The 24048-nt window shown below is 71.5% G+C and carries 23 protein-coding genes; 20 read left to right on the top strand and 3 right to left on the bottom strand.

The window, feature by feature from the left end; translation table 11 throughout:
• Positions 1-74: 74 nt before the first annotated feature.
• The 10 genes from FYC51_RS16515 to FYC51_RS16560 all read left to right on the top strand — a co-directional run bounded on the left by FYC51_RS16515 (position 75) and on the right by FYC51_RS16560 (position 10240).
• On the top strand, positions 75-812 hold the full coding sequence (locus tag FYC51_RS16515) for a hemerythrin domain-containing protein (protein WP_187432700.1): 738 nt from the start codon (positions 75-77) through the stop codon (positions 810-812).
• Between the two features lie 58 nt (positions 813-870).
• Positions 871-1488, top strand: coding sequence for a DUF1697 domain-containing protein (locus FYC51_RS16520; protein WP_148734858.1), 618 nt, complete (start codon positions 871-873; stop codon positions 1486-1488).
• Between the two features lie 49 nt (positions 1489-1537).
• Positions 1538-2296, top strand: a complete 759-nt coding sequence (locus tag FYC51_RS16525; RefSeq protein WP_148734859.1) for a YebC/PmpR family DNA-binding transcriptional regulator — start codon at positions 1538-1540, stop codon at positions 2294-2296.
• A gap of 10 nt (positions 2297-2306) precedes the next feature.
• Complete coding sequence (gene ruvC / locus FYC51_RS16530; RefSeq protein WP_187432701.1) at positions 2307-2915, top strand: crossover junction endodeoxyribonuclease RuvC; 609 nt, start codon at positions 2307-2309, stop codon at positions 2913-2915.
• Entirely contained in the window at positions 2912-3535 is a 624-nt protein-coding gene (gene ruvA / locus FYC51_RS16535) for a Holliday junction branch migration protein RuvA (RefSeq protein ID WP_148734861.1), read from the top strand. The genes ruvC and ruvA overlap by 4 nt, the downstream gene beginning before the upstream one ends.
• On the top strand, positions 3532-4629 hold the full coding sequence (gene ruvB / locus FYC51_RS16540) for a Holliday junction branch migration DNA helicase RuvB (protein WP_148734862.1): 1098 nt from the start codon (positions 3532-3534) through the stop codon (positions 4627-4629). The genes ruvA and ruvB overlap by 4 nt, the downstream gene beginning before the upstream one ends.
• Before the next feature lie 99 nt (positions 4630-4728).
• Positions 4729-5088 carry a preprotein translocase subunit YajC gene (gene yajC, locus FYC51_RS16545; protein WP_238476427.1) on the top strand — a complete coding sequence of 120 codons (360 nt, stop codon included), beginning with the start codon at positions 4729-4731 and terminating at the stop codon, positions 5086-5088.
• Between the two features lie 63 nt (positions 5089-5151).
• On the top strand, positions 5152-6885 hold the full coding sequence (gene secD, locus FYC51_RS16550; protein ID WP_238476428.1) for a protein translocase subunit SecD: 1734 nt from the start codon (positions 5152-5154) through the stop codon (positions 6883-6885).
• Positions 6885-7913: a protein translocase subunit SecF gene (gene secF / locus FYC51_RS16555; RefSeq protein WP_148734864.1), complete on the top strand. Its 1029-nt coding sequence runs from the start codon at positions 6885-6887 to the stop codon at positions 7911-7913. Before secD ends, secF begins: the two co-directional genes overlap by 1 nt.
• Before the next feature lie 71 nt (positions 7914-7984).
• On the top strand, positions 7985-10240 hold the full coding sequence (locus FYC51_RS16560; protein WP_148734865.1) for a RelA/SpoT family protein: 2256 nt from the start codon (positions 7985-7987) through the stop codon (positions 10238-10240).
• Here FYC51_RS16560 and FYC51_RS16565 read toward each other — a convergent pair.
• The 3 genes from FYC51_RS16565 to FYC51_RS16575 form a co-directional block, all read right to left on the bottom strand.
• Positions 10237-10812, bottom strand: a complete 576-nt coding sequence (locus FYC51_RS16565) for a type IV toxin-antitoxin system AbiEi family antitoxin (protein WP_187432702.1) — start codon at positions 10810-10812, stop codon at positions 10237-10239. The two genes, FYC51_RS16560 and FYC51_RS16565, sit on opposite strands and share 4 nt — an antisense overlap.
• Positions 10813-10912: 100 nt before the next feature.
• Positions 10913-12145, bottom strand: a complete 1233-nt coding sequence (locus FYC51_RS16570) for a DUF349 domain-containing protein (protein ID WP_148734867.1) — start codon at positions 12143-12145, stop codon at positions 10913-10915.
• An 89-nt stretch (positions 12146-12234) separates the two neighbouring features.
• Entirely contained in the window at positions 12235-13020 is a 786-nt protein-coding gene (locus tag FYC51_RS16575) for a peptidylprolyl isomerase (protein WP_148734868.1), read from the bottom strand.
• 149 nt (positions 13021-13169) lie between these two features.
• Between FYC51_RS16575 and FYC51_RS16580 the strand changes: the two genes are divergently transcribed.
• The 10 genes from FYC51_RS16580 to aroB all read left to right on the top strand — a co-directional run bounded on the left by FYC51_RS16580 (position 13170) and on the right by aroB (position 24025).
• Entirely contained in the window at positions 13170-14591 is a 1422-nt protein-coding gene (locus FYC51_RS16580; RefSeq protein WP_148734869.1) for a replication-associated recombination protein A, read from the top strand.
• A 232-nt stretch (positions 14592-14823) separates the two neighbouring features.
• Positions 14824-15447: a 30S ribosomal protein S4 gene (gene rpsD / locus FYC51_RS16585; protein ID WP_148734870.1), complete on the top strand. Its 624-nt coding sequence runs from the start codon at positions 14824-14826 to the stop codon at positions 15445-15447.
• Positions 15448-15620: 173 nt separating this feature from the next.
• The gene (locus FYC51_RS16590; protein WP_148734871.1) at positions 15621-15821 is read left to right on the top strand and encodes a hypothetical protein; all 201 of its coding nucleotides are present in this window, start codon (positions 15621-15623) and stop codon (positions 15819-15821) included.
• Positions 15822-15876: 55 nt separating this feature from the next.
• Complete coding sequence (gene alaS / locus FYC51_RS16595; RefSeq protein WP_148734872.1) at positions 15877-18534, top strand: alanine--tRNA ligase; 2658 nt, start codon at positions 15877-15879, stop codon at positions 18532-18534.
• A 4-nt stretch (positions 18535-18538) separates the two neighbouring features.
• Positions 18539-19015: a Holliday junction resolvase RuvX gene (ruvX, locus tag FYC51_RS16600; protein WP_148734873.1), complete on the top strand. Its 477-nt coding sequence runs from the start codon at positions 18539-18541 to the stop codon at positions 19013-19015.
• Complete coding sequence (mltG, locus tag FYC51_RS16605; RefSeq protein ID WP_148734874.1) at positions 19012-20370, top strand: endolytic transglycosylase MltG; 1359 nt, start codon at positions 19012-19014, stop codon at positions 20368-20370. The genes ruvX and mltG overlap by 4 nt, the downstream gene beginning before the upstream one ends.
• Positions 20360-21187: a shikimate dehydrogenase gene (locus FYC51_RS16610; RefSeq protein ID WP_148734875.1), complete on the top strand. Its 828-nt coding sequence runs from the start codon at positions 20360-20362 to the stop codon at positions 21185-21187. The genes mltG and FYC51_RS16610 overlap by 11 nt, the downstream gene beginning before the upstream one ends.
• Positions 21188-21211: 24 nt before the next feature.
• Positions 21212-22432: a chorismate synthase gene (gene aroC / locus FYC51_RS16615; protein WP_148734876.1), complete on the top strand. Its 1221-nt coding sequence runs from the start codon at positions 21212-21214 to the stop codon at positions 22430-22432.
• Positions 22425-22943 carry a shikimate kinase gene (locus tag FYC51_RS16620; RefSeq protein WP_238476429.1) on the top strand — a complete coding sequence of 173 codons (519 nt, stop codon included), beginning with the start codon at positions 22425-22427 and terminating at the stop codon, positions 22941-22943. Before aroC ends, FYC51_RS16620 begins: the two co-directional genes overlap by 8 nt.
• Positions 22940-24025, top strand: coding sequence for a 3-dehydroquinate synthase (gene aroB, locus FYC51_RS16625; protein WP_148734877.1), 1086 nt, complete (start codon positions 22940-22942; stop codon positions 24023-24025). Before FYC51_RS16620 ends, aroB begins: the two co-directional genes overlap by 4 nt.
• Positions 24026-24048 lie beyond the last annotated feature (23 nt).

A 24048-nucleotide genomic window follows, 5' to 3' on the forward strand; every position in this document is an offset into this window, starting at 1 on the left:
GTCACGTCCGCCCGGAGCAGCGCCGCGCCGGGCGCAGCGACGGGATCGGGAGCGGCGCGGGAACGGGGTGCCCCGTGGTCACGAAACTGCCGAGCTCGTCTGAGCCGCGTCCTGCCGGCGAGCCGCTCGGATGCGACACGTCCGACCTCATCCAGGTGCACCGCATCCTCCGCTGGCTGTACCGGGAGCTGCCAGGGCTGGTGCGCGACGTCGACGACGGCGACGTCGATCGCGCCGACGTCGTCGCGGACTACGCGTCGATGGACTTCTTCGCGCTGCACCTGCACCACGAGACCGAGGACGTCGTGCTGTGGGACCGCCTCGTCGAGCGATCGCCGGGCTGCGCCCCCCACGTCGAGCTGATGCGCACGCAGCACGCGCAGGTGGCCGCCGAGCTCCGCGAGGTCGAACCGCTCGTCGAGCCGTGGCGTGCGTCGGCGGACGCCGCGACGCGCGACCGGCTCGCCGACGGGGTCGAACGGGTGCGGGACACGCTCGTCGGCCACCTCGGGCGCGAGGAGGACGAGATCCTCCCGGTCGCCGGCTCCGTGCTCACCCAGTCGGAGTGGGACGAGATGGGCGAGCACGCCCGCACCGGCATCCAGGAGGCACGCAAGGAGCTGCCGCGCGACGTGATGGCGATCCAGTTCGGCCTGATGATCGCGACGATCCCCGAGGACGAGCGACCGGCCTGGATGAAGCAGAACCTCCCCGCCCCGGTGCGCCTGCTGTACACGCTGCTGCTGAAGCGCCGGCACGAGCGCGCGATGGACGAGCTCTACGACGGGCGCCCGGTCCCACCGATCCCGTGACGCGCCGACCGGAATCGCGGCCCGTTCGTGTGACGGGGGAGCCCCATACACTCGGGACATGACCCGCTACATCGCACTGCTCCGGGGCGTCAACGTGGGCGGCATCACCATCCGCTCGGCCGACCTCCGCGAGCTCGTCGAGTCGCTCGGCTTCGACGAGGTGCGCACCGTGCTCGCGAGCGGCAACGTCGCCTTCGACAGCGAGCGCACGGATGCCGCCGCGCTGAAGCGCGACCTCGAGCGGGCCCTCGGCGAGCGCTTCGGCTACGAGGCGTGGATCGTGCTCGTCACGCGCGACGAGCTCGAGCGGGTCATCGAGGCCTTCCCGTTCGACGCCGACGACGCCTCGCGCCAGCCGTGGGTCGTGTTCGCGTCCGAGGCATCCGCGCTCGACGACCTGCTCGACACCGCGGGCGAGACCGACCCCGACGTCGACCCGATCCGGCGCGGCGACGGCGTCGTGTACTGGAACCCGGTGAAGGGCACGACGGTCGACACCCCGTTCGCGAAGGTGCTCGCGAAGGCCCGGTTCAAGCCGACCACGACGAACCGCAACCTGCGCACGCTGGCGAAGCTGCTCGGCGGACGCGGGCGTCCCGAGCAGCGGCCGGGGAGGCCGGAGCGCGATGGCGCGGCATCCGCCAGCCGCCCGGGGCCCAGCCGGGGGCTGGCCTAGAATGGGATGTCGGCGGGCGGACCCGCCGAGAAGCCGAACCAGGAGCAGCATGTCCGGGCATTCCAAGTGGGCCACGACGAAGCACAAGAAGGCCGTCATCGACGCACGTCGCGCGAAGTCCTTCGCCAAGCTCATCAAGAACATCGAGGTCGCCGCCAAGATGGGCGGCGCCGACCTCAACGGCAACCCGACCCTGTACGACGCCGTGCAGAAGGCCAAGAAGACCTCGGTGCCGAACGACAACATCGACCGCGCCATCAAGCGCGGCGCCGGAATCGGCGGCGAGGCGGTCGAGTACCAGAGCATCACCTACGAGGCGTACGGTCCGTCGGGCGTCGCCATGATGGTCGAGGTGCTGACCGACAACAAGAACCGCGCGGCGGCCGAGGTGCGCACCGGGCTCAGCCGCAACGGCGGCACCCTCGCCGACCCGGGTTCTGTCGCCTACAACTTCACCCGCAAGGGCGTCATCGTCGTCTCGGGCGAGGGCACGACGGAGGACGACGTCATGATGGCCGCCCTCGAGGCCGGCGCCGAGGAGATCGAGCCGCACGCCCAGGGCTTCGAGGTCATCACCGACCCGTCCGACATGGTCGCGGTCCGCAAGGCGCTGCAGGAGGCCGGGCTCGACTACGAGTCGGCCGACGTGGAGTTCGTGCCGAACCTCAAGGTCGAGATCGACGCCGACACGGCGCGCAAGGTGTTCCGCCTCATCGACGCGCTGGAGGACAGCGACGACGTGCAGAACGTGTACAGCAACTTCGACCTGAGCCGCGAGGTGCAGGCGGAGCTCGAGGACGAGGACTAGGCCGATCGCCGTGCGCGTGCTCGGCATCGACCCTGGGCTCACGCGCTGCGGCGTGGGCGTGGTCGATGTCGAGCCGAATCGCACGGCGCGGCTCGTCGACGTCGTGGTGCTGCGGTCGCCCGCCGACCTCGACACGCCGCGACGGCTCGCGCGCATCGCCGACGGGCTCGAGGCCATCGTCGACGAGCACCGGCCGCAGGCGGTCGCGCTCGAGCGGGTCTTCGCCCGCAGCGACGTGTCGACGATCATGGGCACCGCCCAGATCTCGGGCGTCGCCATGCTCATCGCCGCGCGGCGCGCGCTGCCCGTGGCGCTCCACACGCCGAGCGAGGTGAAGGCCGCGATCACCGGGTACGGCCGCGCCGACAAGGCGCAGGTGGGCGCGATGGTCGCCCGCATCCTCGGCCTCGAGCAGGTGCCGAAGCCGGCGGATGCCGCGGACGCCCTCGCGCTGGCGATCTGCCACGCCTGGCGCACCGGCGGGGCGGCGGGGGAGGCCGTGGCCGATTCACGCCGCGGTCCGGCCGACGACGCCGCACTCACGCCCGCACAGCGCGCATGGCTCGCCGCGGAGCGCTCCGCCGCCGTGTCGGGGGCGGCCCGTAGGGTGAAGGAGTGATCTCCTCTCTCCGCGGCCGCGTGCTCACGGCGGCCGGCAGCTCGGTCGTGATCGAGGTCGGCGGTGTCGGGTTCCACGTCAACGCCACGCCCGCGCTCGCACTGGCCAGTCGAGAGGGCGACGAGATCACGGTGCACACGAGCCTCATCGTGCGCGAAGACGCGCTGACGCTCTTCGGCTTCGGCACGCGCGACGAGCTCGACGTGTTCGAGCTGCTCATCGGCGTCACCGGCGTCGGCCCGAAGTCGGCGCTCGGCGTGCTCTCGGCGCTCTCGCCCGAGCAGGTCGCGACCGCCGTGCAGCACGACGACGACGCGGTGTTCCGCAAGGTCAGCGGCATCGGCCCCAAGACCGCGAAGCTCATCACGGTGTCGCTCGCGGGCAAGCTCGTCGCTCCTCGTGCCACGCCGTCGGCTCCCGTGCCCGTGGCGCGCGGGGGTGCGGCCGAGAACGTGCTCGCCGCGCTCACGGGGCTGGGCTGGTCCGAGAAGGTGGCCGCCGAGGCCGTTGAGGAGACGGTGGCCGAGGCATCCGATGCCGACGCGGCATCCGTGCCCGCGCTGCTGCGGCTCACGCTCGCCCGGCTCGGCCCGGCGCAGCAGGCGGGTCGGGCCCGATGAGCGGCCGCGACGTGAGCGGCGTCGACGACGCCGACCGCGACCTCGACCTCACCGACCCGGTGCTCGCGTCCGAGGCCGAGCTCGCGTTCGAGGGCGCGCTGCGTCCCCGCAGCCTCGCCGAGTTCGTCGGGCAGACCCGGGTCAGAGGGCAGCTGCAGCTCCTGCTCACGGCGGCCACGCTGCAGCAGCGCACGCCCGACCACATCCTGCTCGCAGGCCCGCCCGGGCTCGGCAAGACGACGCTCGCCATGATCGTGGCGCACGAGGGCGGCCGGCCCCTGCGCATGTCGAGCGGGCCGGCGATCCAGCACGCGGGCGACCTCGCGGCGATCCTCAGCTCGCTCGTGCCCGGCGAGGTGCTCTTCATCGACGAGATCCACCGCATGGCCCGGTCGGCCGAAGAGATGCTGTACCTCGCCATGGAGGACTTCCGCATCGACATCATGGTCGGCAAGGGCGCGGGTGCCACCTCGGTGCCGCTCGACCTCGCGCCGTTCACGCTCGTCGGCGCCACGACGCGCGCCGGCCTGCTGCCGAACCCGCTCCGCGACCGATTCGGCTTCACGGCGCACCTCGAGTTCTACGACCAGGCCGAGCTCGAGCAGGTGCTCGAGCGCGCGGCGTCGATGCTCGGGCTGGCCATCGACCGCGAGGCCCTCGCCGAGATCGCCGGGCGATGCCGCGGCACGCCCCGCATCGCCAACCGGCTGCTGCGGCGCGTCCGCGACTACGCGCTCGTGCATGCCTCGACGGGCTCGGGGCGGCGTGCCGCCGGGGCCGACGTCGAGGCGGTGCGGGCCGCGCTCGACCTCTACGACGTCGACGCGCTCGGACTCGATCGGCTCGACCGTGCGGTGATGCAGACGATCCTCACCCGGTTCGGCGGGGGGCCGGTCGGGCTGAACACGCTCGCGGTCTCCGTGGGCGAGGAGGCCGAGACGATCGAGGCGGTCGTCGAGCCCTTCCTCGTGCGCATCGGGCTCATCACGCGCACCCCCCGCGGTCGGGTCGCGACCCCCGCGGCATGGCGTCACTTCGGACTGTCGGAGAGCGCTCCCCAGGGCGCAGCGACCCTTCCGATCGATGACCTATAATCCATTGAGGTTTCGTCCTCACCGCCGTCGACTTCGTGCGGTTCCCCGCACACCGGAAGGTTCCTCCCCCTCATGACGTTCGATCCGTTCACTATCATCATGCTCGCCGTCCTGGCGGTGCTGATCTTCTTCATGTTCCGCAACTCGCGCAAGCGCCGGACGGAGCAGCAGGAGCTGCAGTCGAAGGTCCAGCCGGGGGCGAAGGTGATGACCAACTTCGGCGTCTTCGGAACCATCCTGTCCATCGACGAGGACGAGAACCAGGTCCTCCTGGAGACCTCGCCCGGCACGGTGCTCACGGTGCACCGCCAGACGATCGCGCGCGTGGTGGAGCCCGCGGCGGTCGCTGCCGCGACCGAGGTCGGCCCGGCGGACGCCGACGGCGAGCCCGAGTACGGCGAGCGCGTCGAGGACACGCCCAGCGACGAGACGCCCGACACCAAGAAGTCGGACGACTAAGGCTCCCACCCGAGGCTCGGCCCGCGCGGTGTCGCGCGGGCTCCGGCACAGAAAGCAGAACACGTGGCTGCACCATCGAAGCGGTCATCGCGGCCGACCCCCGTTCGCAAGGCCTGGCGATCGCTCACCTGGCTCGGCGTCATCATCGTCGGACTCTTCGCGATCAACGCCGCCGGCGTGATCTGGGGCAACGGCTCGTGGACACCGAAGCTCGCCCTCGACCTCGAGGGCGGCACGCAGATCATCCTCGAGCCCAAAGTCGAGACCGGCGCATCCGTCTCGCAGGAGCAGCTCGACCAGGCGGTGTCGATCATCCGCCAGCGCGTCGACGCCTCCGGCGTGGCCGAGGCCGAGATCAACACCGAGGGCTCCAACGTCGTCGTCCGCATCCCGGGCGAGCTCGACGACCAGACGCGTGCGCGCATCGAGTCGTCCGCCAAGCTCGAACTGCGAGCGGTGCTGCTCGCGGATGCCGCGACGAACCAGGCGATCGACTCCACCGAGAGCCCAGCGCCCACCGAGCCCGCCGAGGAGCTCTCGGACACGCCCACGGCGGAGCCGACCGACGGCAGCGACCCCGCGTGGATCACGCCCGCCCTCCAGGACGAGTTCGACAACTTCGACTGCTCGACGCTCGACGAGGCGGCCACGAACGTCGCTCCCGCCGACGAACCGCTCGTCACGTGCGACGTGTCGCGCACCGCGAAGTACCTCCTCGGCCCGGTCGAGGCCAGCGGTGAGAACATCGTCGACGCCACGAACGGCATGATCCAGACCCAGACCGGTGCGAACACCGGCCAGTGGGCCGTGAACATCCAGTTCGACGACCAGGGCACGAGCGACTTCGCCGAGGTCTCGACGCGCCTCTACGGCCTGCAGGGCCAGACGCCGCGCGACCAGTTCGCGTTCGTGCTCGACGGCGCGGTGCTCACGGCTCCCTCGATGAACGGCGTCATCACCGACGGTCGCCCGCAGATCACGGGCAGCTTCACGCAGGAGTCGTCGAAGTCGCTGGCCGACCAGCTGAAGTTCGGCGCCCTGCCGATCAGCTTCACGGTGCAGTCGTCCGACACGATCTCGGCCACGCTGGGAACGTCGCAGTTGCAGTCCGGCCTCATCGCGGGCCTCATCGGCCTCATCCTGGTCGTCATCTACACGCTGTTCCAATACCGGGCACTCGGCAGCGTCACGATCGCGTCGCTCGTCATCGTCGGCCTCATCACGTACCTGTCGATCACGATCCTGTCGTGGCGCGAGGGCTACCGCCTCTCGCTCGCCGGCATCGCGGGCCTCATCGTCGCGATCGGCTTCACCGCCGACTCGTTCATCGTGTACTTCGAGCGCGTGAGAGACGAGCTGCGCGACGGCCGACCATTGGTCGGCGCGGTCGAAGCCGGATGGAAGCGCGCGTTCCGCACGATCCTCGCGTCGAAGGGCGTCAACCTGCTCGCCGCCGTCGTGCTGTTCATCCTCGCGGTCGGCAGCGTGAAGGGCTTCGCCTACACCCTGGGTCTCACCACGATCATCGACGTGGTCGTCGTGATCCTGTTCACGCACCCGATGCTGCAGCTGCTCGCGCAGACGAGGTTCTTCTCGAGCGGCAACCCCTGGTCGGGCCTCGACCCGAACGCACTGGGCGCGGTCTACCGCGGTCGTGCGGAGTTCCGCAAGCCGGTCGCGGTCCCCGCGAGCAAGGTCGCGTCGAGCTCGAAGGAGGCGCAGAAGCGCCAGACCATCGCAGAACGCAAGGCCACCGCGGGCGTCGGCACCGGGTCGAGCGAAGGCAAGGAGTCCTGATGGCCAACCGACTCACCCAATTCGGCAACGACCTCTACACCGGCAAGCGCTCGTTCAACTTCGTCGGCGGCCGCAAGAAGTGGTACCTGATCGCGGGCGTGATCATCATCCTGACGATCGCCATCCCGCTGCTGCGGGGCGTGAACTTCAGCATCGAGTTCCGCGGCGGATCCCAGTTCCAGATCGCGGGCGTCGAGAACGCCACCACGCAGCCGGCCAGCGACGCGGTCGCGTCGGTCGTGCCCGGTGCCGTCTCGCATGTCACGATCGTGGGCGGCGACGGCGTGCGCGTGCAGACCGAGCAACTCGAGCAGTCGGAGTCGCTCGAGGTCGCCTCGGCGCTGGCCGAGGCCTACGACGTGCCGGTGTCCGAGGTCACGTCCTCGTTCATCGGCCCGAGCTGGGGTGCGGATGTCACGAGGCAGGCGCTCGTCGGCCTCATCGCGTTCGTCCTGCTCGCCGCGATCATCATGGCGCTGTACTTCCGAACGTGGAAGATGTCCTTGGCGGCGATCCTCGCGCTCATCGGCGACCTCATCGCCACCGTCGGCATCTACGCCGCCGTCGGCTTCGAGATCAGTCCCGCCGCCACCATCGGCGTGCTCACGATCCTCAGCTACTCGCTCTACGACACCGTCGTGGTGTTCGATAAGATCCGCGAGAACACGGCCGAGGACGCCGGACCCGAGTCACGGAGGACGTTCGCCGAGTCGGTGAACCTCGCCGTGAACCAGACCCTGGTGCGCTCGATCAACACGAGCGTCGTGGCGGCGCTCCCGGTCGCGGCCATCCTCTTCATCGGTGCGGGCGTGCTCGGCGCCGACACGCTGCGCGACATCTCGCTCGCGCTGCTGATCGGCATCCTCGTCGGCACGTGGTCGACCGTGTTCATCGCGGCGCCGCTCTACTCGCAGCTGCGCGAGGGCGAGCCGGCGATCAAGCGCCACGACCAGAAGGTGCTGAAGGAGCGCGAGCGGGCCGGCGGTGCGACCGCCGAGACCGCGGGGGCCCTGCCCACGCCGGCCTGATGTTCGCCTCGGGCGAGAGCGGCACGGAGCACACCTCGAAGCGGCGATAATTGAGTCTTGGAGGTGCGCGCATGACTGAGGCGGGAGTCAACTCGACCGCTTCGCTGCGCCGCCTCGTGCCTCGGATCTTCTCGAAGGCGCAGCCGTCGGGAGCCGTCGACACGCTCATGCGCACGGTGCGGATGCACCACCCGAAGGCCGATCTCGGGCTCATCGAACGTGCCTATACGGTCGCCGAGCGGGCGCACGAGGGGCAGAAGCGCAAGAGCGGCGAGCCGTACATCACGCACCCCATCGCGGTCGCGCAGATCCTCGCCGACCTCGGCATCGGCCCGAAGACCGTCGCCGCGGCGCTCCTGCACGACACCGTCGAAGACACCGCCTACACGCTCGACGAGGTGCGCCACGACTTCGGCGACGAGATCGCGATGCTCGTCGACGGGGTCACGAAGCTCGACAAGGTCAAGTACGGCGACTCCACGCAGGCCGAGACCGTCCGAAAGATGATCGTCGCGATGTCGAAGGACATCCGCGTGCTCATCATCAAGCTCGCCGACCGGCTGCACAATGCGCGCACGTGGGGCTTCGTCCCCGCGGAGTCCGCCTCGCGCAAGGCCACCGAGACGCTCGAGATCTACGCGCCGCTCGCGCACCGGCTCGGCATCCAGGCCATCAAGTGGGAGCTCGAGGACCTCTCGTTCGCCGTGCTCTACCCGAAGCTCTACGCCGAGATCGAGAGCCTCGTGAAGCAGCGCACGCCGCAGCGCGAGGAGTTCGTGCAGACCGTGATCGACCTCGTGAACGAGGACCTCAAGGCGGCGCGCATCCGCGGCAAGGTCATGGGCCGGCCGAAGCAGTACTACTCGATCTACCAGAAGATGATCGTGCGCGGCCGCGACTTCGACGAGATCTACGACCTCGTCGGCATCCGGGTGCTCGTCAACTCGGTGCGCGACTGCTACGCCGTGCTCGGGTCGATCCACGCGCGCTGGACCCCGCTGCCCGGCCGCTTCAAGGACTACATCGCCACGCCGAAGTTCAACCTCTACCAGTCGCTGCACACCACCGTGCTCGGGCCGAAGGGCCGCGCGGTCGAGATCCAGATCCGCACGCACGACATGCACCAGCGCGCCGAGTACGGCGTCGCCGCGCACTGGAAGTACAAGGAGCGGATGAACTCGGGCCGCGCCACCGACAGCGCGAGCGCGCACGAGACCGACATGGCCTGGCTCGCGCACATCTCGGACTGGCAGGCCGAGACCGCCGACCCGGGGGAGTTCCTCGACTCGCTGCGGTTCGAGATCGGCGCGAAGGAGGTCTACGTCTTCACGCCGAAGGGCCGCGTCATCGGCCTGCCCGCCGGCGCGACGCCGGTGGACTTCGCGTACGCGGTGCACACCGAGGTCGGCCACCGCACCATGGGGGCCAAGGTGAACGGGCGCCTCGTGCCGCTCGAGAGCGAGCTCAACAGCGGCGACGTCGTCGAGGTGTTCACGTCGAAGAACCCCGACTCCGGCCCGAGCAAGGACTGGCTCACGTTCGTCAAGAGCCCTCGCGCCCGCAACAAGATCCGGCAGTGGTTCACCAAGGAGCGTCGCGACGAGGCCATCGAGCAGGGCCGCGATGCGATCGCACGGGCGATGCGCAAGCAGAACCTGCCGCTCCAGAAGCTCATGAGCCAGGAGTCCTTCGCGGAGGTCGCGGCGCTGCTGAAGTACGACGACGTGTCGTCGCTCTACGCCGCAGTGGGCGAGGGGCACGTCTCGACGCAGTCCGTGATCGAGAAGGTCGTCGCGCTCGTGCGCGACGTCGACGAAGGCGACGACGAGCCCGACATCCCGATCTCCACACGCTCGCGCCCGCTCCCGCGCAACAGCGATTCGGGCGTGCTCGTGCGCGGCGCCCCCGACATCCTCGTGAAGCTCGCCCGGTGCTGCACGCCCGTGCCTGGCGACGAGATCGTCGGCTTCATCACGCGCGGCTCGGGCGTCTCGGTGCACCAGGCGGCCTGCCACAACGTGCAGGCGCTGATGCGCGAGCCCGAGCGCATGATCGAGGTGGAGTGGGCGCCGAGCTCGAAGAGCGTGTTCCTCGTGCAGATCCAGATCGAGGCGCTCGACCGGGCGGGGCTGCTCTCCGACGTGACCCGGGTGCTCTCGGAGCACCACGTGAACATCCTGTCGGCGAACGTCTCGACGTCGACCGACCGACTCGCCCTCAGCCGCTTCGTGTTCGAGATGGGCGACACCACGCATCTCGACCGCGTGCTCAACGCGGTGCGGCGCATCGACGCCGTCTACGACGTCTACCGCGTCAGCGACGGCTAGGCCGCATCCGAATCGCCCGAGCGCATCGACTGCCCGGCTCGACCGAGGCGCACGAGCGCCGTCGCCTTGTGCGGTATCCGGGGCGCGGCATCGAAGCGGTCGCGCACGTCGGCGGCGAGCCGCGGATGCGACGCCGCGAGCGATGCGACCGCGGCGACGATGTCGTCGTCGTCGAGCCCCGGATCGCGGAGCAGGTCGAACGCGGTGCGCACGGGTGTCGTGCACGGCACGCCGCCGAACCGCATGATCTCGTCGTCGTCGATGCGCACCTCGCGCACCTGGGCGCGATGATCGCCGATCACCGCGATGCGAGCCTTGAGCGGGACGCAGAACTGGGCGACCGGCGGGGGAGCGACGATCGCGCCGTGCACCCACGCCGCCGACATCCGTTCGATCACGAGCGAGCGCGGCGCACGCAACGCGGTGACCGCGGCTCGGAATGCAGGCAGGTCGGGCTCGTCGAGCGGCGCCCAGCCGTCGTCGATCGCGAAGAGCTCGCCGTCGAGGCGCGCCGCGCACAGCTCGGCGAGCGGGAGGTCGTGGGTGTCGAGCACCGGTGGGAGCCTGGCCATGAGGCCATGCTGCGGCATCCGATCACGCCGACTGCCCGCACGCGGGCGCGCTGTGGAGAACGGGCTCGCGCGAGCGCCGGGGACGGACGAGTCGTCGGTCCTAGCCGCCGACCGCCTTCAGCCACGACCGACGCGCGTCGAGTGCCTCGCGCGCCTCCGCGGCCGCGCGCTGGTCGCCGGACGCCTCGGCCGCGGCGAGCTCGGCCTCGAGCTTCGCGATCGCGTCCTGCAGCTGCCCGACCATGCCCTCGGAGCGTGCCTTCTTCTCGGGGTCCTCGCGCTGCCAGCGCTCGTCCTCGAGCGAGCGCACGTGCGTCTCGACCTTGCGCAGGCGGTCCTCGACCGGGCGCACCTGGTCGCGGGGCACGCGGCCGATGTCGTCCCAGCTGCGCTGGATGCGGTTGAGCGCGGTGCGGGCCTGCTTCGGATCGGTCTCCGTCAGGAGCTTCTCGGCCTCTTCGAGGAGCGCGAGCTTCTCGGTGAGGTTGGCGCGGTAGGCCTCGTCCTCCTGTGCGTCGATCTCGGCCTTCGCCTGGAACAGCACGTCGCCCGCGGCCTTGAACTTCGCCCACAGGGCGTCGTCGACCTTCTTGCCGGCGCGGCCGGCCTGCTTCCACTCGTCGAGCAGGGCGCGGTAGTCGCCGACGGCGTCGGCGCCGCGCGGCGCGAGGGCCTCTGCGCGTTCAATGAGCTGCTGCTTGCGGGCGCGGACGTCGCGGTGTGCGGCATCGAGCTCGGCGAAGAACGCCTTGCGGTGCTGCTCGATGGTCGAACGGGCGGTGCGGAATCGCTTCCACAGCTCGTTGGCCTCGTTCTTGGGCAGGCGCGGCCCCTCCTGCTGGTGCTGCTGCCAGCTCGCGAAGAGGGCGTCGAGCTCGGCGGTCGCCTGCTTCCACTGGGTCTTCGCGGGGTCTTGAGCGGCGAGCGCCTCGGCCTGCTCGACGATGCGCGTGCGCTCGGCGATCGCGTCGGCGAGCGCGGCCTTCGCCTCGGCCTGCTGTTGCTCGGTGAGCTCCTTCGTGGTGCCCGAGAGCGCCTCGAGCCGACGGGAGAGGGACTCGAGGTCGCCCACGGCGTTCGCGCCGGCGACCGATTCGCGCAGGCTCGCGACGGCCTTCGAGACATCCGCCGCAGGTGCACCGCGACGGACGCGCTGCTCGAGCAGGCCGACCTGGCCGGCGAGGTCGGCGTACTTGCGCTCGAAGTACGCGAGGGCCTCCTCAGGCGTCGCGTCGGGGTACTGGCCGACCTCCCGCTCGCCGTCGCTCGTCCGCACGAAGACGGTACCCGTCTCGTCGACGCGGCCCCACGGTTGCTGCTCTGAATCGGTCACGGGCCTCACCCTGTCGTGGTCGGATGCCGCCCATGGGCGGCGTTGACGGCATCAAGCCTATTGCACCGCCATCGGGCGGCGCGGGGTCGTCACTGGATCGTGAACCCGGTGATCGTCACCGGAACGGCGGGCGCTCCGTCGGTGGCGCCGTCGGCCGTTCCGGCGTCCGTGATGCCCGACTTCAGCTCGTCGAGTCCGCTCGTCACGCGGCCGATGACGGTGTAGCCGCCGGCCTCGTCGGGAGTGAGCTGCGTGTCCTCGTAGACGAGGAAGAACTGGCTGCCCTGGCTGTAGGCGTTGCCCATCTGCCGCGCCATCGCGATGGTGCCGGCGGGGTAGAGGCCGTCCTCGGGCGCGTTCTCGACGGGGCCGTAGCTGTAGCCGGGGCCGCCCGTACCGTCGCCGGCCGGGTCGCCGCACTGCAGCACCCAGATGTTCTCGCGCGTGAGGCGGTGGCAGCTCGTGCCGTCGTAGAAGCCCGACTGGATGAGGCTGATCTCGCTCGCGACCGCCTGCGGTGCCGCCTCGCCGTCGAGCTCGACGCCGAGGGGGACGTCGTTGAGCGTGAGGGTGCCCGTCCAGGTGCGTCCCTCGGCGAGGTCGGGCGACGGCACGTCGCCCTGGTTCTCGCCGGCGGGCGGCGTGGGCGTCGCCGTCGGGGTCTCCGTCGGCTCGGCGACCGGCGTGCCGGGGCCGCCGCTGAAGAAGAAGAGCTGCGCGGCGGTCGCGAGCGCCAGGACGACGACGAGGGACACGACCGCGATCACGTTGTCCCGGACGCGGCGGCGCTGCTTGCGGACATGGACCTCCTGGCGCGCCTGGTACGTGCGGAGGCGGGCGCGTTCCTCACGCGCCTGACGGTCGTTGGATGCCACGCATGCTCCTTCTCGGGACTCCTGCGTGCCGACTCTACGCAACGCGCCGCCGTCGGCACCAATCGCGCGGGCGGGCGGGTGCGCGCGCGGGTGCTCGCGCGGGCGGCGGCACGGCGGTGGTGTCGGATGCCGCGGCTACGCTGGACGGCATGGTGGACTCCAGCCCGGGGCTGCGCTCCGGCGCGACCCCGCTCGCCGTGCGCATGCGGCCGACGAGCCTCGACGAGGTCGCGGGGCAGCGCCACCTGCTCACCCCCGGGTCGCCGCTCGTGGCGCTCGCGGGCGACCGCAGCGGTGAGTCGGGCTCGGTGTCCGTCATCCTGTGGGGCCCACCGGGCACGGGCAAGACCACGCTGGCGCAGGCCATCGCGCGCTCCTCGGGCCGCAAGTTCGTCGAGCTCTCCGCGGTCACGGCCGGGGTGCGCGACGTGCGGCAGGTGATGGAGGAGGCGCGCGCCTCGCGCGACCTCTACGGCCTCTCCACCGTGCTCTTCCTCGACGAGATCCACCGCTTCACGAAGGCGCAGCAGGACGCACTGCTCCCGGGCGTCGAGAACGGGTGGGTCATCCTCGTCGCCGCGACCACCGAGAACCCGTCGTTCTCGGTCATCTCGCCGCTCCTGTCGCGCTCGCTCCTGCTCACGCTCGAGCTCCTCACCGACGACGACCTCGGCGTGCTCGTCGATCGTGCCCTCGCCGATCCGCGCGGCCTCGCGGGGGCGGTCGAGCTCGAGGCCGAGGCGCGCGCCGCGATCATCCGGCTGGCCTCGGGAGACGCGCGTCGTGCCCTCACTGCGCTCGAGGCGGCATCCGTCGCGGCGAGCCAGGCCGCGTCCCGGGCCGCACCCGCCGCCGACGGCGATGCCGCCGATGCCGAGGCCGAGGCGGCCGGCGACGACGACGTCGAGTCGGCGGATGCCGCGGCCGCGAAGCCCGTCATCACCGCCGAGGTCGTGGCCCGGGCCGTCGATCGCGCGCTGCTGCGCTACGACCGCAACGGCGACGAGCACTACGACGTCATCAGCGCGTTCATCAAGTCGGTGCGCGGCAGCGACGTCGACGCCGCGCTGCACTACCTCGCGCGCATGATCGAGGCCGGCGAGGATCCGCGGTTCATCGCCCGGCGCATCATCGTGCTCGCCTCGGAGGACATCGGGATGGCCGACCCCACGGCGCTCGGCGTCGCGGTCGCCGCGGCCGACGCCGTGCAGTACATCGGCATGCCAGAGGGACGCATCCCGCTGGCGCAGGCGGTCGTGCACCTCGCCACCGCGCCGAAGTCGAACGCGGCCTACCTCGGCATCGATCGGGCCATCGCCGACGTGCGCGAGGGTCGCGCGGGGCGCGTCCCCAAGCACCTCCGCGACGCGCACTACCCGGGCGCCAAGCGACTCGGCCACGGCAAGGGCTACGTCTACCCGCACGACGATCCGATCGGCGTCGTGGCCCAGGAGTACCTGCCCACCGAGCTGCGCGGTGCGACGTACTACGAGCCCACCGAGCACGGCAACGAGCGCGAGGTCTCGGCGCGGCTCGCGAAGCTCCGGCGCATCGTGCGCGGCGGGCGCTGACGCCCTGCGAACCCCGGCGCAGGAGGGGGCGCGCCGCGCGCGTCGTGAGCGGCCGTCCGTGATAGCATGTCCGTTGGCCTGAAGCCAGATCCTCGAGCGCGGCTGCGAGAGGGTCACCGGCGAACGGGTGCGATCTGTAGCCGATCCACCCTTGGCGAATCCCTCTGACACGGACTTCCGGCGCGACCGTGCGCCGTGAAATCGAACTTGAGATTCTTCCGAAAGGACACTTGTGTCGAACCAGTCACGTAGCAAGACCCGTCTCTCCCGCGCGCTCGGCGTCGCCCTCACCCCGAAGGCCGCCAAGTACATGGAGAAGCGCCCGTACGCTCCCGGCGAGCACGGCCGCACCAAGCGCAAGCAGGACTCCGACTACGCCGTGCGCCTCCGCGAGAAGCAGCGCCTCCGCGCCCAGTACGGCATCCGCGAGAAGCAGCTCCGCATCGCGTTCAACGAGGCCCGCCGCACCGACGGCCTGACGGGTGAGAACCTCGTCGAGCTGCTCGAGATGCGCCTCGACGCGCTCGTGCTGCGCGCCGGCTTCGCCCGCACCATCGCGCAGGCCCGCCAGTTCGTGGTGCACCGCCACATCCTCGTCGACGGCAAGATCGTCGACCGTCCCTCCTTCCGCGTGAAGCCGGGCCAGGTCATCGGCGTCAAGCAGCGCTCCGAGGGCACCGAGCCGTTCCAGGTCGCCGCGGCCGGCGGCCACGTCGACGTGCTCCCCAAGCTCCCGGGCTACCTCGACGTGGAGCTCGACAAGCTCCAGGCCACGCTCTCGCGTCGCCCGAAGCGCGCCGAGGTCCCCGTGACCTGTGACGTGCAGCTCGTCGTCGAGTACTACGCCGCTCGCTGATCGGCGGACACCGTCCGACAGGGGCCGCGGGGATCCTCCCGCGGCCCCTGTCGCGTTCCCGGGAGGCGCCGATCGCGGGCGCCGCGGCCTGCTGCCGCGGCATCCGACGCCACTAGACTGGATCGAGTGCCGAGCGGGACTCCCGCGGCACGCATCGGGCAGAGGAGCACTTCGTGAAGAGCATCGTGTGGTTCGCCATCGGCGTCGCGGCCGGCTTCGTCGCCGCGCACCAGCTCAACCAGACCAAGCAGGGCCAGGAGTTCTTCTCCTCGATCGACGCGAAGGCCCGCGCATTCGGGAAGGCGATCGCCGAGGGCTACCACGAGCGCGACGCCGAGCTCCGCGCGCAGGACGAGCGGCCCGCCGTCGGCTGACCGCCGGCTCCAGGACTCGCCGCGGCCGATCGGGCCGCTGAACCAGAACGGAACCATGCAGACCGCAGACATCCGCCAGCGCTGGCTGGACTTCTTCGCCGCGCGCGGCCACACCGTCGTGCCCTCCGCCTCGCTCGTCTCCGACGACCCGACGCTGCTCTTCACGGTGGCCGGCATGGTGCCGTTCGTGCCGTACCTCACGGGACTCGTGCCGCCGCCGTACCCGCGAGCGACGAGCGTGCAGAAGTGCATCCGCACGAACGACATCGAGGAGGTCGGCAAGACCCCCCGGCACGGCACGTTCTTCCAGATGAACGGCAACTTCTCGTTCGGCGACTACTTCAAGGAGGGGGCGATCAGCCTCGCCTGGGAGCTGCTGACGACGCCCGAGGCCGAGGGCGGCTACGGCTTCGAGCCGAAGGACCTCTGGGTCACCGTCTACAAGGACGACGACGAGGCCATCGAGCTCTGGAAGAAGGTCGCCGGCCTGCCCGACGAGCGCATCCAGCGCCTCGACAAGGACACGAACTACTGGCACACCGGCCAGCCCGGCCCGGCCGGCCCGTGCTCGGAGATCTTCTTCGACCGCGGCCCCGCGTACGGCATCGACGGCGGCCCCGCCACCGACGACGACCGCTACGTCGAGATCTGGAACCTCGTGTTCATGCAGTACCTCATCGACGACGTGAAGTCGAAGACCGACTTCCGCATCGTGAAGGAGCTGCCGAAGAAGAACATCGACACCGGCATGGGGCTCGAGCGCGTCGCCTTCATCAAGCAGGGCGTCGACAACCTGTACGAGATCGACCAGGTGCGTCCCGTGCTCGACAGGGCCGCCGAGCTCTCGGGTCACCGGTACGGCGCCGACCACGAGGACGACGTGCGGATGCGCGTCATCGCCGACCACGTGCGCTCCGCCCTCATGCTCATGAGCGACGGCGTGAGCCCGTCGAACGAGGGCCGCGGCTACATCCTGCGTCGCCTGCTGCGCCGCACGATCCGGGCGATGCGCCTGCTCGGCGTCGAGGGGCCGACCTTCCGCGAGCTCTTCGCGGCGTCCCGCGACGCCATGAAGGCGGCGTATCCCGAGGTCGCGCGCGACTACGCGCACATCGAGCAGCTCGCGCTCGGCGAGGAGGAGACGTTCCTGCGCACGCTCGCGGCGGGCACGTCGATCCTCGACGGCGCGGTGGCGTCGACCAAGCAGTCGGGCCGCGAGGAGCTCGCGGGCGACACCGCGTTCCTGCTGCACGACACCTACGGCTTCCCGATCGAGCTCACGCTCGAGATGGCCGAGGAGGCCGGGCTCTCCGTCGACCGCGGCGCGTTCGACGAGCTCATGACGGCGCAGCGCACGCGCGCGAAGGCCGACGCCAAGTCGAAGAAGAAGGTGCTCGCCGACCTGTCGGTCTACAGCGACTTCCGCGCCAAGGGCGAGACCATCTTCACCGGATACACCGAGCTCTCGACCGAATCGACCGTGCTCGGCATCATCGTCGACGGGCACCCGGTGCCCGTCGCGACGGCGGGCCAGACCGCGGAGGTCATCCTCGCCGAGACCTCGCTCTACGCGGAGTCCGGCGGTCAGGCGCCCGACCAGGGTCGCATCGTCGGAGACGGCTTCGAGCTCCAGGTCCTCGACGTGCAGAAGCCGGTGAAGGGGCTCATCAGCCACACCGTGAAGGTCACGTCGGGCGAGGTCGCGGTCGGCGAGCACGCCACCACGCTCGTCGACGAGGACTACCGTCGCGGGGCGACGCAGGCGCATTCGGGCACGCACATCGTGCACGCGGCCCTGCGCCAGGTGCTCGGCCCCACCGCGCACCAGTCCGGCTCGTTCAACAAGGCCGGCTACCTGCGACTCGACTACGGCTGGAACGCCGCCCTCTCACCCGAGACGCGCAGCGAGATCGAGGAGATCTCCAACAACGCGATCCGCGACAACCTGCCGGTGCAGACCCGCGAGATGACCCTCGACGAGGCGAAGTCGCTCGGCGCCATGGCGCTGTTCGGCGAGAAGTACGGCGACGTCGTGCGCGTCGTCGACATCGGCGGACCGTGGTCCCGCGAGCTCTGCGCGGGCACCCACGTCGTCTCGAGCTCCGAGATCGGCATGATCAACATCGTCGGCGAGTCGTCGGTCGGCGCGTCCAACCGCCGCGTCGAGTCGCTCGTCGGCCGCGAGGCGTTCCAGCGGTTCGCCGCCGAGCGCGCGCTCGTGAACGAGCTCAGCACGAGCCTGAAGACGCGACCCGAGCTGCTCGTCGACCGCGTCGGCGAGCTCGTGGCGAGCCTGAAGTCCGCCGAGAAGAAGATCGCGCAGTTCGAGGCGCGGGCGCTCAGCGACCGCGTCCCCGCCCTCGCCGCGAACGCGGTGCGCACCGGCGACGTGCTCCTCGTGGCCGAGACGGTCGGTCGCCTCGGCTCGGGCGACGAGCTGCGCTCGCTCGCGACGGCCGTGCGGTCGAAGCTCGGCGACGCGGCATCCGTCGTGGCGCTCGCGGCCGACGTCGGCGGCAAGCCCGTCGCGATCGTGGCCACCTCGCCGGCCGCGCGGGATGCCGGCGCGAACGCCGGGCCGCTCGCGAAGGCGATGGCCACGGCGCTCGGCGGCGGCGGAGGCGGCAAGCCCGACCTCGCACAGGGCGGCGGCAACGACGTGTCCGCCATCCCGGCGGCCCTCGACGCGGTGAAGCGCGAGCTCGGCCGGTAGTCCCATGCGCCCCGGAGCGAGGCTCGGCATCGACGTCGGGCGAGCCCGGATCGGCGTCGCCCGATGCGACGCCGGCGGGCTGCTCGCCGTGCCCGTCGAAACGGTCGCGCGCGACGCCGACGGCGACGCCGACGTCCGCCGCATCCTCGAGCTCGCCGAGGAGTTCGGCGCGATCGAGCTCGTCGTGGGCAATCCGCTCTCGCTGTCGGGCGCGCCGACGGCGTCGACCGACGACGCGGTGGCCTTCGCCGGGCGGCTCGCGGCGGCCGGCGCGGCGGTGCGGCTCGTCGACGAACGGCTCTCGACCGTGAGCGCGCAGCAGGCCCTGCGCGCGTCGGGGAAGTCGAGTCGCCGCCAGCGTCCCATCGTCGACCAAGTCGCAGCCGTTATCATTCTGCAACACGCCATCGACACGGAACGGGCGTCGGGCACCGAGCCCGGACGCCTGGTCACGACAGACGAAGGGTCGTCCCCCCTGTGACCCACCTTCCCCCCGAGCCGCGCGGCTCCGCGCCGGGCGATGCCACGGACTGGCACGCGCTGCTCGCCGGAGAGACCCCCGACGTCGCCGGCGGCGGCGCGGCCACCGGGCCGACGCCGGCCTCGCGCGCCGGCCGAGCCGGCGGCCAGCCGATGACCCGCCGCGAGGCGCGCGAGGCGGAACGGCGGGCGCTCGAGGAGCCCGAGCCCGAGGTGTACGAGCCGCGCAAGCCGTCGCGCGCCGAGCGCCGCGCCGCCGCGGCACCCGACTACCACGACCACGACCCCGAGCACGCCCGCACCCGGCGGCGCGGGCCGTGGGGATGCCTCGTGGGGCTCCTCGTCGTCGCCGCGCTCGCGGTCGGCGCCTTCTTCTTCCTGCAGGGTCCCATCAACGCGGTCATCGAGCGATTCACGCCGGCGGCCGACTACACGGGATCGGGCACCGGCGAGGTCATGTTCGTGATCCACGCCGGTGACACCGGCTCGGACGTCGCCGAGAACCTCGTCGACGCCGGCGTGACCGCCTCGTACGACGCCTTCTACGACCTCCTGCTCGAACAGCCGACGGACCCGGAATTCCACCCCGGCGCCTACGCGCTCGCCGAGGAGATGAGCGCGCAGGCCGCCCTCGACGCCCTCATGGACCCGGCGAACAAGCTCGAGAACACGTTGCTGATCACGGAGGGCACCTGGGCGAGGGACGCCCTCGCCGAGGCTTCGGCGGTGCTGCAGATCCCCATCGAGGACCTCCAAGCCGCGGCCGCGAACCCGCAGGCGCTCGGCCTGCCGGCCGGGGCCACGAGCGTCGAGGGCTTCCTGTTCCCGGCGACCTACACCTTCAACCCGGGCGTCACGGCCCAGGAGGTCGTGCAGACGATGGTCGCCAACGGCATCGCCGCCTACGACGCGGCGGGCGTCGCGCCCGACGACCGGCTCCGCGTGGCGACGATCGCGTCGCTCATCCAGCGCGAGGGCCTGCCGCAGGACTTCACGAAGGTCTCGCGGGTCATCCAGAACCGCCTCGACCAGGGGATGCTGCTGCAGTTCGACTCGACCGTGCACTACGGCACGGGTGACAACTCCGTCGTCACGACCACCGACGCGGAGCGCGCCGACGCGAGCAACCCCTACAACACCTACGTGCATCAGGGACTGCCGCCCGGCCCGATCGGCAACCCGGGCGCCGAGGCGATCCAGGCCGCGCTGACCCCCGCCGACGGACCGTGGCTGTACTTCGTGACGGTGAACCCCGAGACCGGCGAGACGGTGTTCACGACGACCATCGAGGAGCACGAGGCCGCGGCCGAGCAGTTCTACCAGTGGCTCGAGGATCACCCCGACTATGGCCAGTGACCGGCGCCGCCTCGCGGTGCTGGGCTCCCCGATCGCGCACTCGAAGAGCCCCGCGCTGCACCGCGCCGCGTACGACCTGCTCGGGCTCGACTGGGAGTACACCGCGATCGAGCTCGACGGCGCCGGGCTGCGCGCGTTCCTCGACACACGCGACGCGTCGTGGCGCGGGCTCTCGCTCACGATGCCGCTCAAGCAGGACGTGCTGCCGTTGCTCGACGAGGTCGACGAGCTCGCGACGCTGACGAACGCGGCGAACACGGTGCTGCTCGCCGACGGCGTGCGCCGGGGGTTCAACACCGACGTCGGCGGAATCGTGCGCGCCCTCGGCGAGGCCGGATGCGACCGGATCCGCCACGGCGTCCTCGTCGGCGGGGGAGCGACCGCGGCGTCCGCCCTCGCGGCCATGGCCGAGCTCGGCGCCGCGAGCGTGCAGGTGCTGCTGCGGCGGCCCGGGGCGGGCGGGTCCGTCGCCGAACTCGGCGCGCGGCTCGGGCTGGCCGTCGAGGTGCGTCCGATCGCCGACCTCGCGACGCTCGAGGAGGCCGACCTCGTGGTGAGCACGCTGCCCGGCGGCGCGGACCCGGGCGTCGAGGCATCCGCCGCCCTGCGCCGCGCGACCCTGTTCGACGTGGCCTACGCCCCGTGGCCCACGCGGCTCGTGTCGCAGTGGCTGGAGGCCGGCGGCACGGTCGTGCACGGGCTCGAGATGCTGCTGCACCAGGCGGTGCTCCAGGTGCGGATCTTCGCGTCGGGCGACCCGTTCCAGGCGCTGCCCGACGAGGCGGCCGTGCTCGACGTCATGCGCCGCTCGCTCTGATCGGGCTGTGGAAGGATGGAGTCCATGCTCCGTTGGCTCACTGCCGGAGAGTCGCACGGCCCTGAGCTCGTCGCGATCCTCGAGGGTCTTCCCGCCGGTATCCCCGTCTCGCTCGACGCCATCCGCGCCGACCTCGCGCGCCGCAAGCTCGGCTACGGTCGCGGCGCCCGCATGAAGTTCGAGCAGGACGAGCTCGCGATCTCGGGCGGCGTGCGCCACGGCGAGTCGCTCGGCAGCCCCATCGCGCTGCGCATCGGCAACACCGAGTGGCCGAAGTGGCAGGAGGTCATGAGCCCCGAGCCCATCGACCCCGAGAAGCTCGGACGCGGCCGCGGTGCGCCGCTGACCCGCCCGCGCCCCGGTCACGCCGACCTCGTGGGCATGCAGAAGTACGACTTCGACGAGGCCCGTCCGGTGCTCGAGCGGGCGAGCGCCCGCGAGACGGCGGCGCGCGTCGCCCTCGGCGCGGTCGCCCGCGGGTTCCTCGAGGAGCTCGGCATCCGCCTCGTCTCGCACACGATCGCCATCGGCCCGGTCCGCGTGCCCGAGGACCGCCCGCTGCCCGTGCCCGACGACGTCGACCGCCTCGACGCCGACCCGCTGCGCTGCTTCGACGAGGAGACCTCCTCGCGCATGGTGGCCGAGGTCGACTCGGCGCACAAGGACGGCGACACGCTCGGCGGCGTCGTCGAGGTGCTGGCCTACGGGGTTCCGCCGGGGCTCGGTTCCTACGTGCACTGGGACCGACGTCTCGACGCGCAGCTCGCCGCCGCGCTCATGGGCATCCAGGCCATCAAGGGCGTGGAGGTCGGCGACGGCTTCACGACCACCACCCGGCGCGGCTCCGCGGCGCACGACGAGCTGCACCTCAGCGACGGCCGCATCGTGCGTGCCAGCGATCGCGCGGGCGGCACCGAGGGCGGCATGTCGACCGGCACCGTGCTGCGCGTGCGCGCGGGCATGAAGCCCATCGCCACCGTGCCGCGCGCGCTGCCGACCATCGACGTCGCGACCGGCGAGGCGGCGCCCGCGCACCACCAGCGCTCCGACGTCTGCGCCGTGCCCGCCGCGGGCGTCGTCGCCGAGGCCATGGTCGCGCTCACCCTCGCGAATGCCGTGCTCGAGAAGTTCGGCGGCGACTCCGTCGGCGAGACGCGCCGCAACCTCGAGTCCTACCTCGCGTCCATCCCCGAGGCGCTCCGCACCGAGATCGCCTCGGCGGACACCGCCGCCGATCGTGTCTGAGGGCGCCCGCGTCAGCCTGCCCATCGTGCTCATCGGCCCGATGGGCTCCGGCAAGTCGCGCGTCGGGCATCGGCTCGCGGCATCCGCCGGCGCGCCGTTCATCGACACCGACCAGCGCATCGTGGAGCGGTACGGCCCGATCGAGGAGATCTTCGAGCGCGAGGGCGAGGAGTACTTCCGCATCATCGAGCGCGAGGTCGTCGCCGAGGCGCTGCACGAGGAGGCCGTGATCTCGCTCGGCGGCGGCGCGGTGCTGCACCCCGACACCCGCGCCGACCTCGCCGACCTGCAGGTGGTGTGGCTGCGCGTCAGCCCCGAGGCGGTCGCCCCGCGGCTCGCCGGCGGCAACCGCCCGCTCATCGCGGAGGGCGGGATCGGCGCCTGGACGGCGATCCTCGAGCAGCGCGAGCCCATCTACGCCGAGCTCGCCGACCTCGACATCGACACGTCGCGCCGCTCGGTCGCACGCATCGTCGACGACATCACCGGGCGCTTCGGAGGAGCAGCATGACGGCAGGGGAGACGCGCACGGCGATCCGGGTGGGCGGCGACGCGGGATACGACGTGGTCGTCGGCCGCGGCGTCGTCGCGGAGCTCGGCGATGCGCTCGGCGCGGCCGTGCGCAAGGTGCTCGTCGTACACGCCCCGACCCTCGGCGCCCGCGCGGCCGAGCTGCGCGAGGAGCTCGGCGACCGCTTCGAGGTGCTGCTCGCCGAGGTGCCCGACGCCGAGGCGGGCAAGCGCATCGAGGTCGCCGCGTTCTGCTGGCAGATCCTCGGGCAGGCGGACTTCACGCGCAGCGACGCGATCGTCGGGCTCGGCGGCGGCGCGATCACCGACCTCGCCGGGTTCGTGGCCGGCACCTGGCTGCGCGGCGTCCGCGCCGTGCAGGTGCCCACCACCGTGCTCGGCATGGTCGACGCGGCCGTCGGCGGCAAGACCGGCATCAACACGAACGAGGGCAAGAACCTCGTCGGCGTCTTCCACGCGCCGGCCGCGGTGCTCTGCGACCTGGAGCTGCTCGACACGCTGCCGCGCAACGAGATCCTCGCGGGCTTCGCCGAGATCGTGAAGGCCGGATTCATCCGATACCCCGAGATCCTCGACATCATCGAGGCCGACCCCGAGGTCGCGACCGACCCGACGTCGCCCGAGTTCCGCCGGGTCGTCGAACTCGCCATCCGGATGAAGGCCGACGTGGTCTCCGAGGACTTCACCGAGCAGGGCCTGCGCGAGATCCTCAACTACGGGCACACGCTCGGCCATGCGGTCGAGCACGCCGAGCGCTACCAGTGGCGGCACGGTGCGGCGATCTCGGTCGGCATGGCGTTCGCCGCCGAGCTCGGCCGCCTCTCGGGCCGCCTCTCCGACGAGGTCGCCGACCGGCACAAGCGCGTCCTCGACCTGCTCGGCCTGCCCACGAGCTACCCGGCCGGCCGATGGAACACGCTGCTCGCGACCATGCAGCGCGACAAGAAGGCACGCGGCGGGCAGCTCCGGTTCATCGTGCTCGACGACCTCGCCAAGCCGACCGTCATGCAGGCGCCCGACCAGTCGCTGCTGTTCGCCGCGTACCAGGAGATCGGGTCCTGAACGGGCTCGAGGGCCGCGAAGTC

The sequence above is a fragment of the Agromyces mariniharenae genome (assembly GCF_008122505.1).
Taxonomy (GTDB): domain Bacteria; phylum Actinomycetota; class Actinomycetes; order Actinomycetales; family Microbacteriaceae; genus Agromyces; species Agromyces mariniharenae.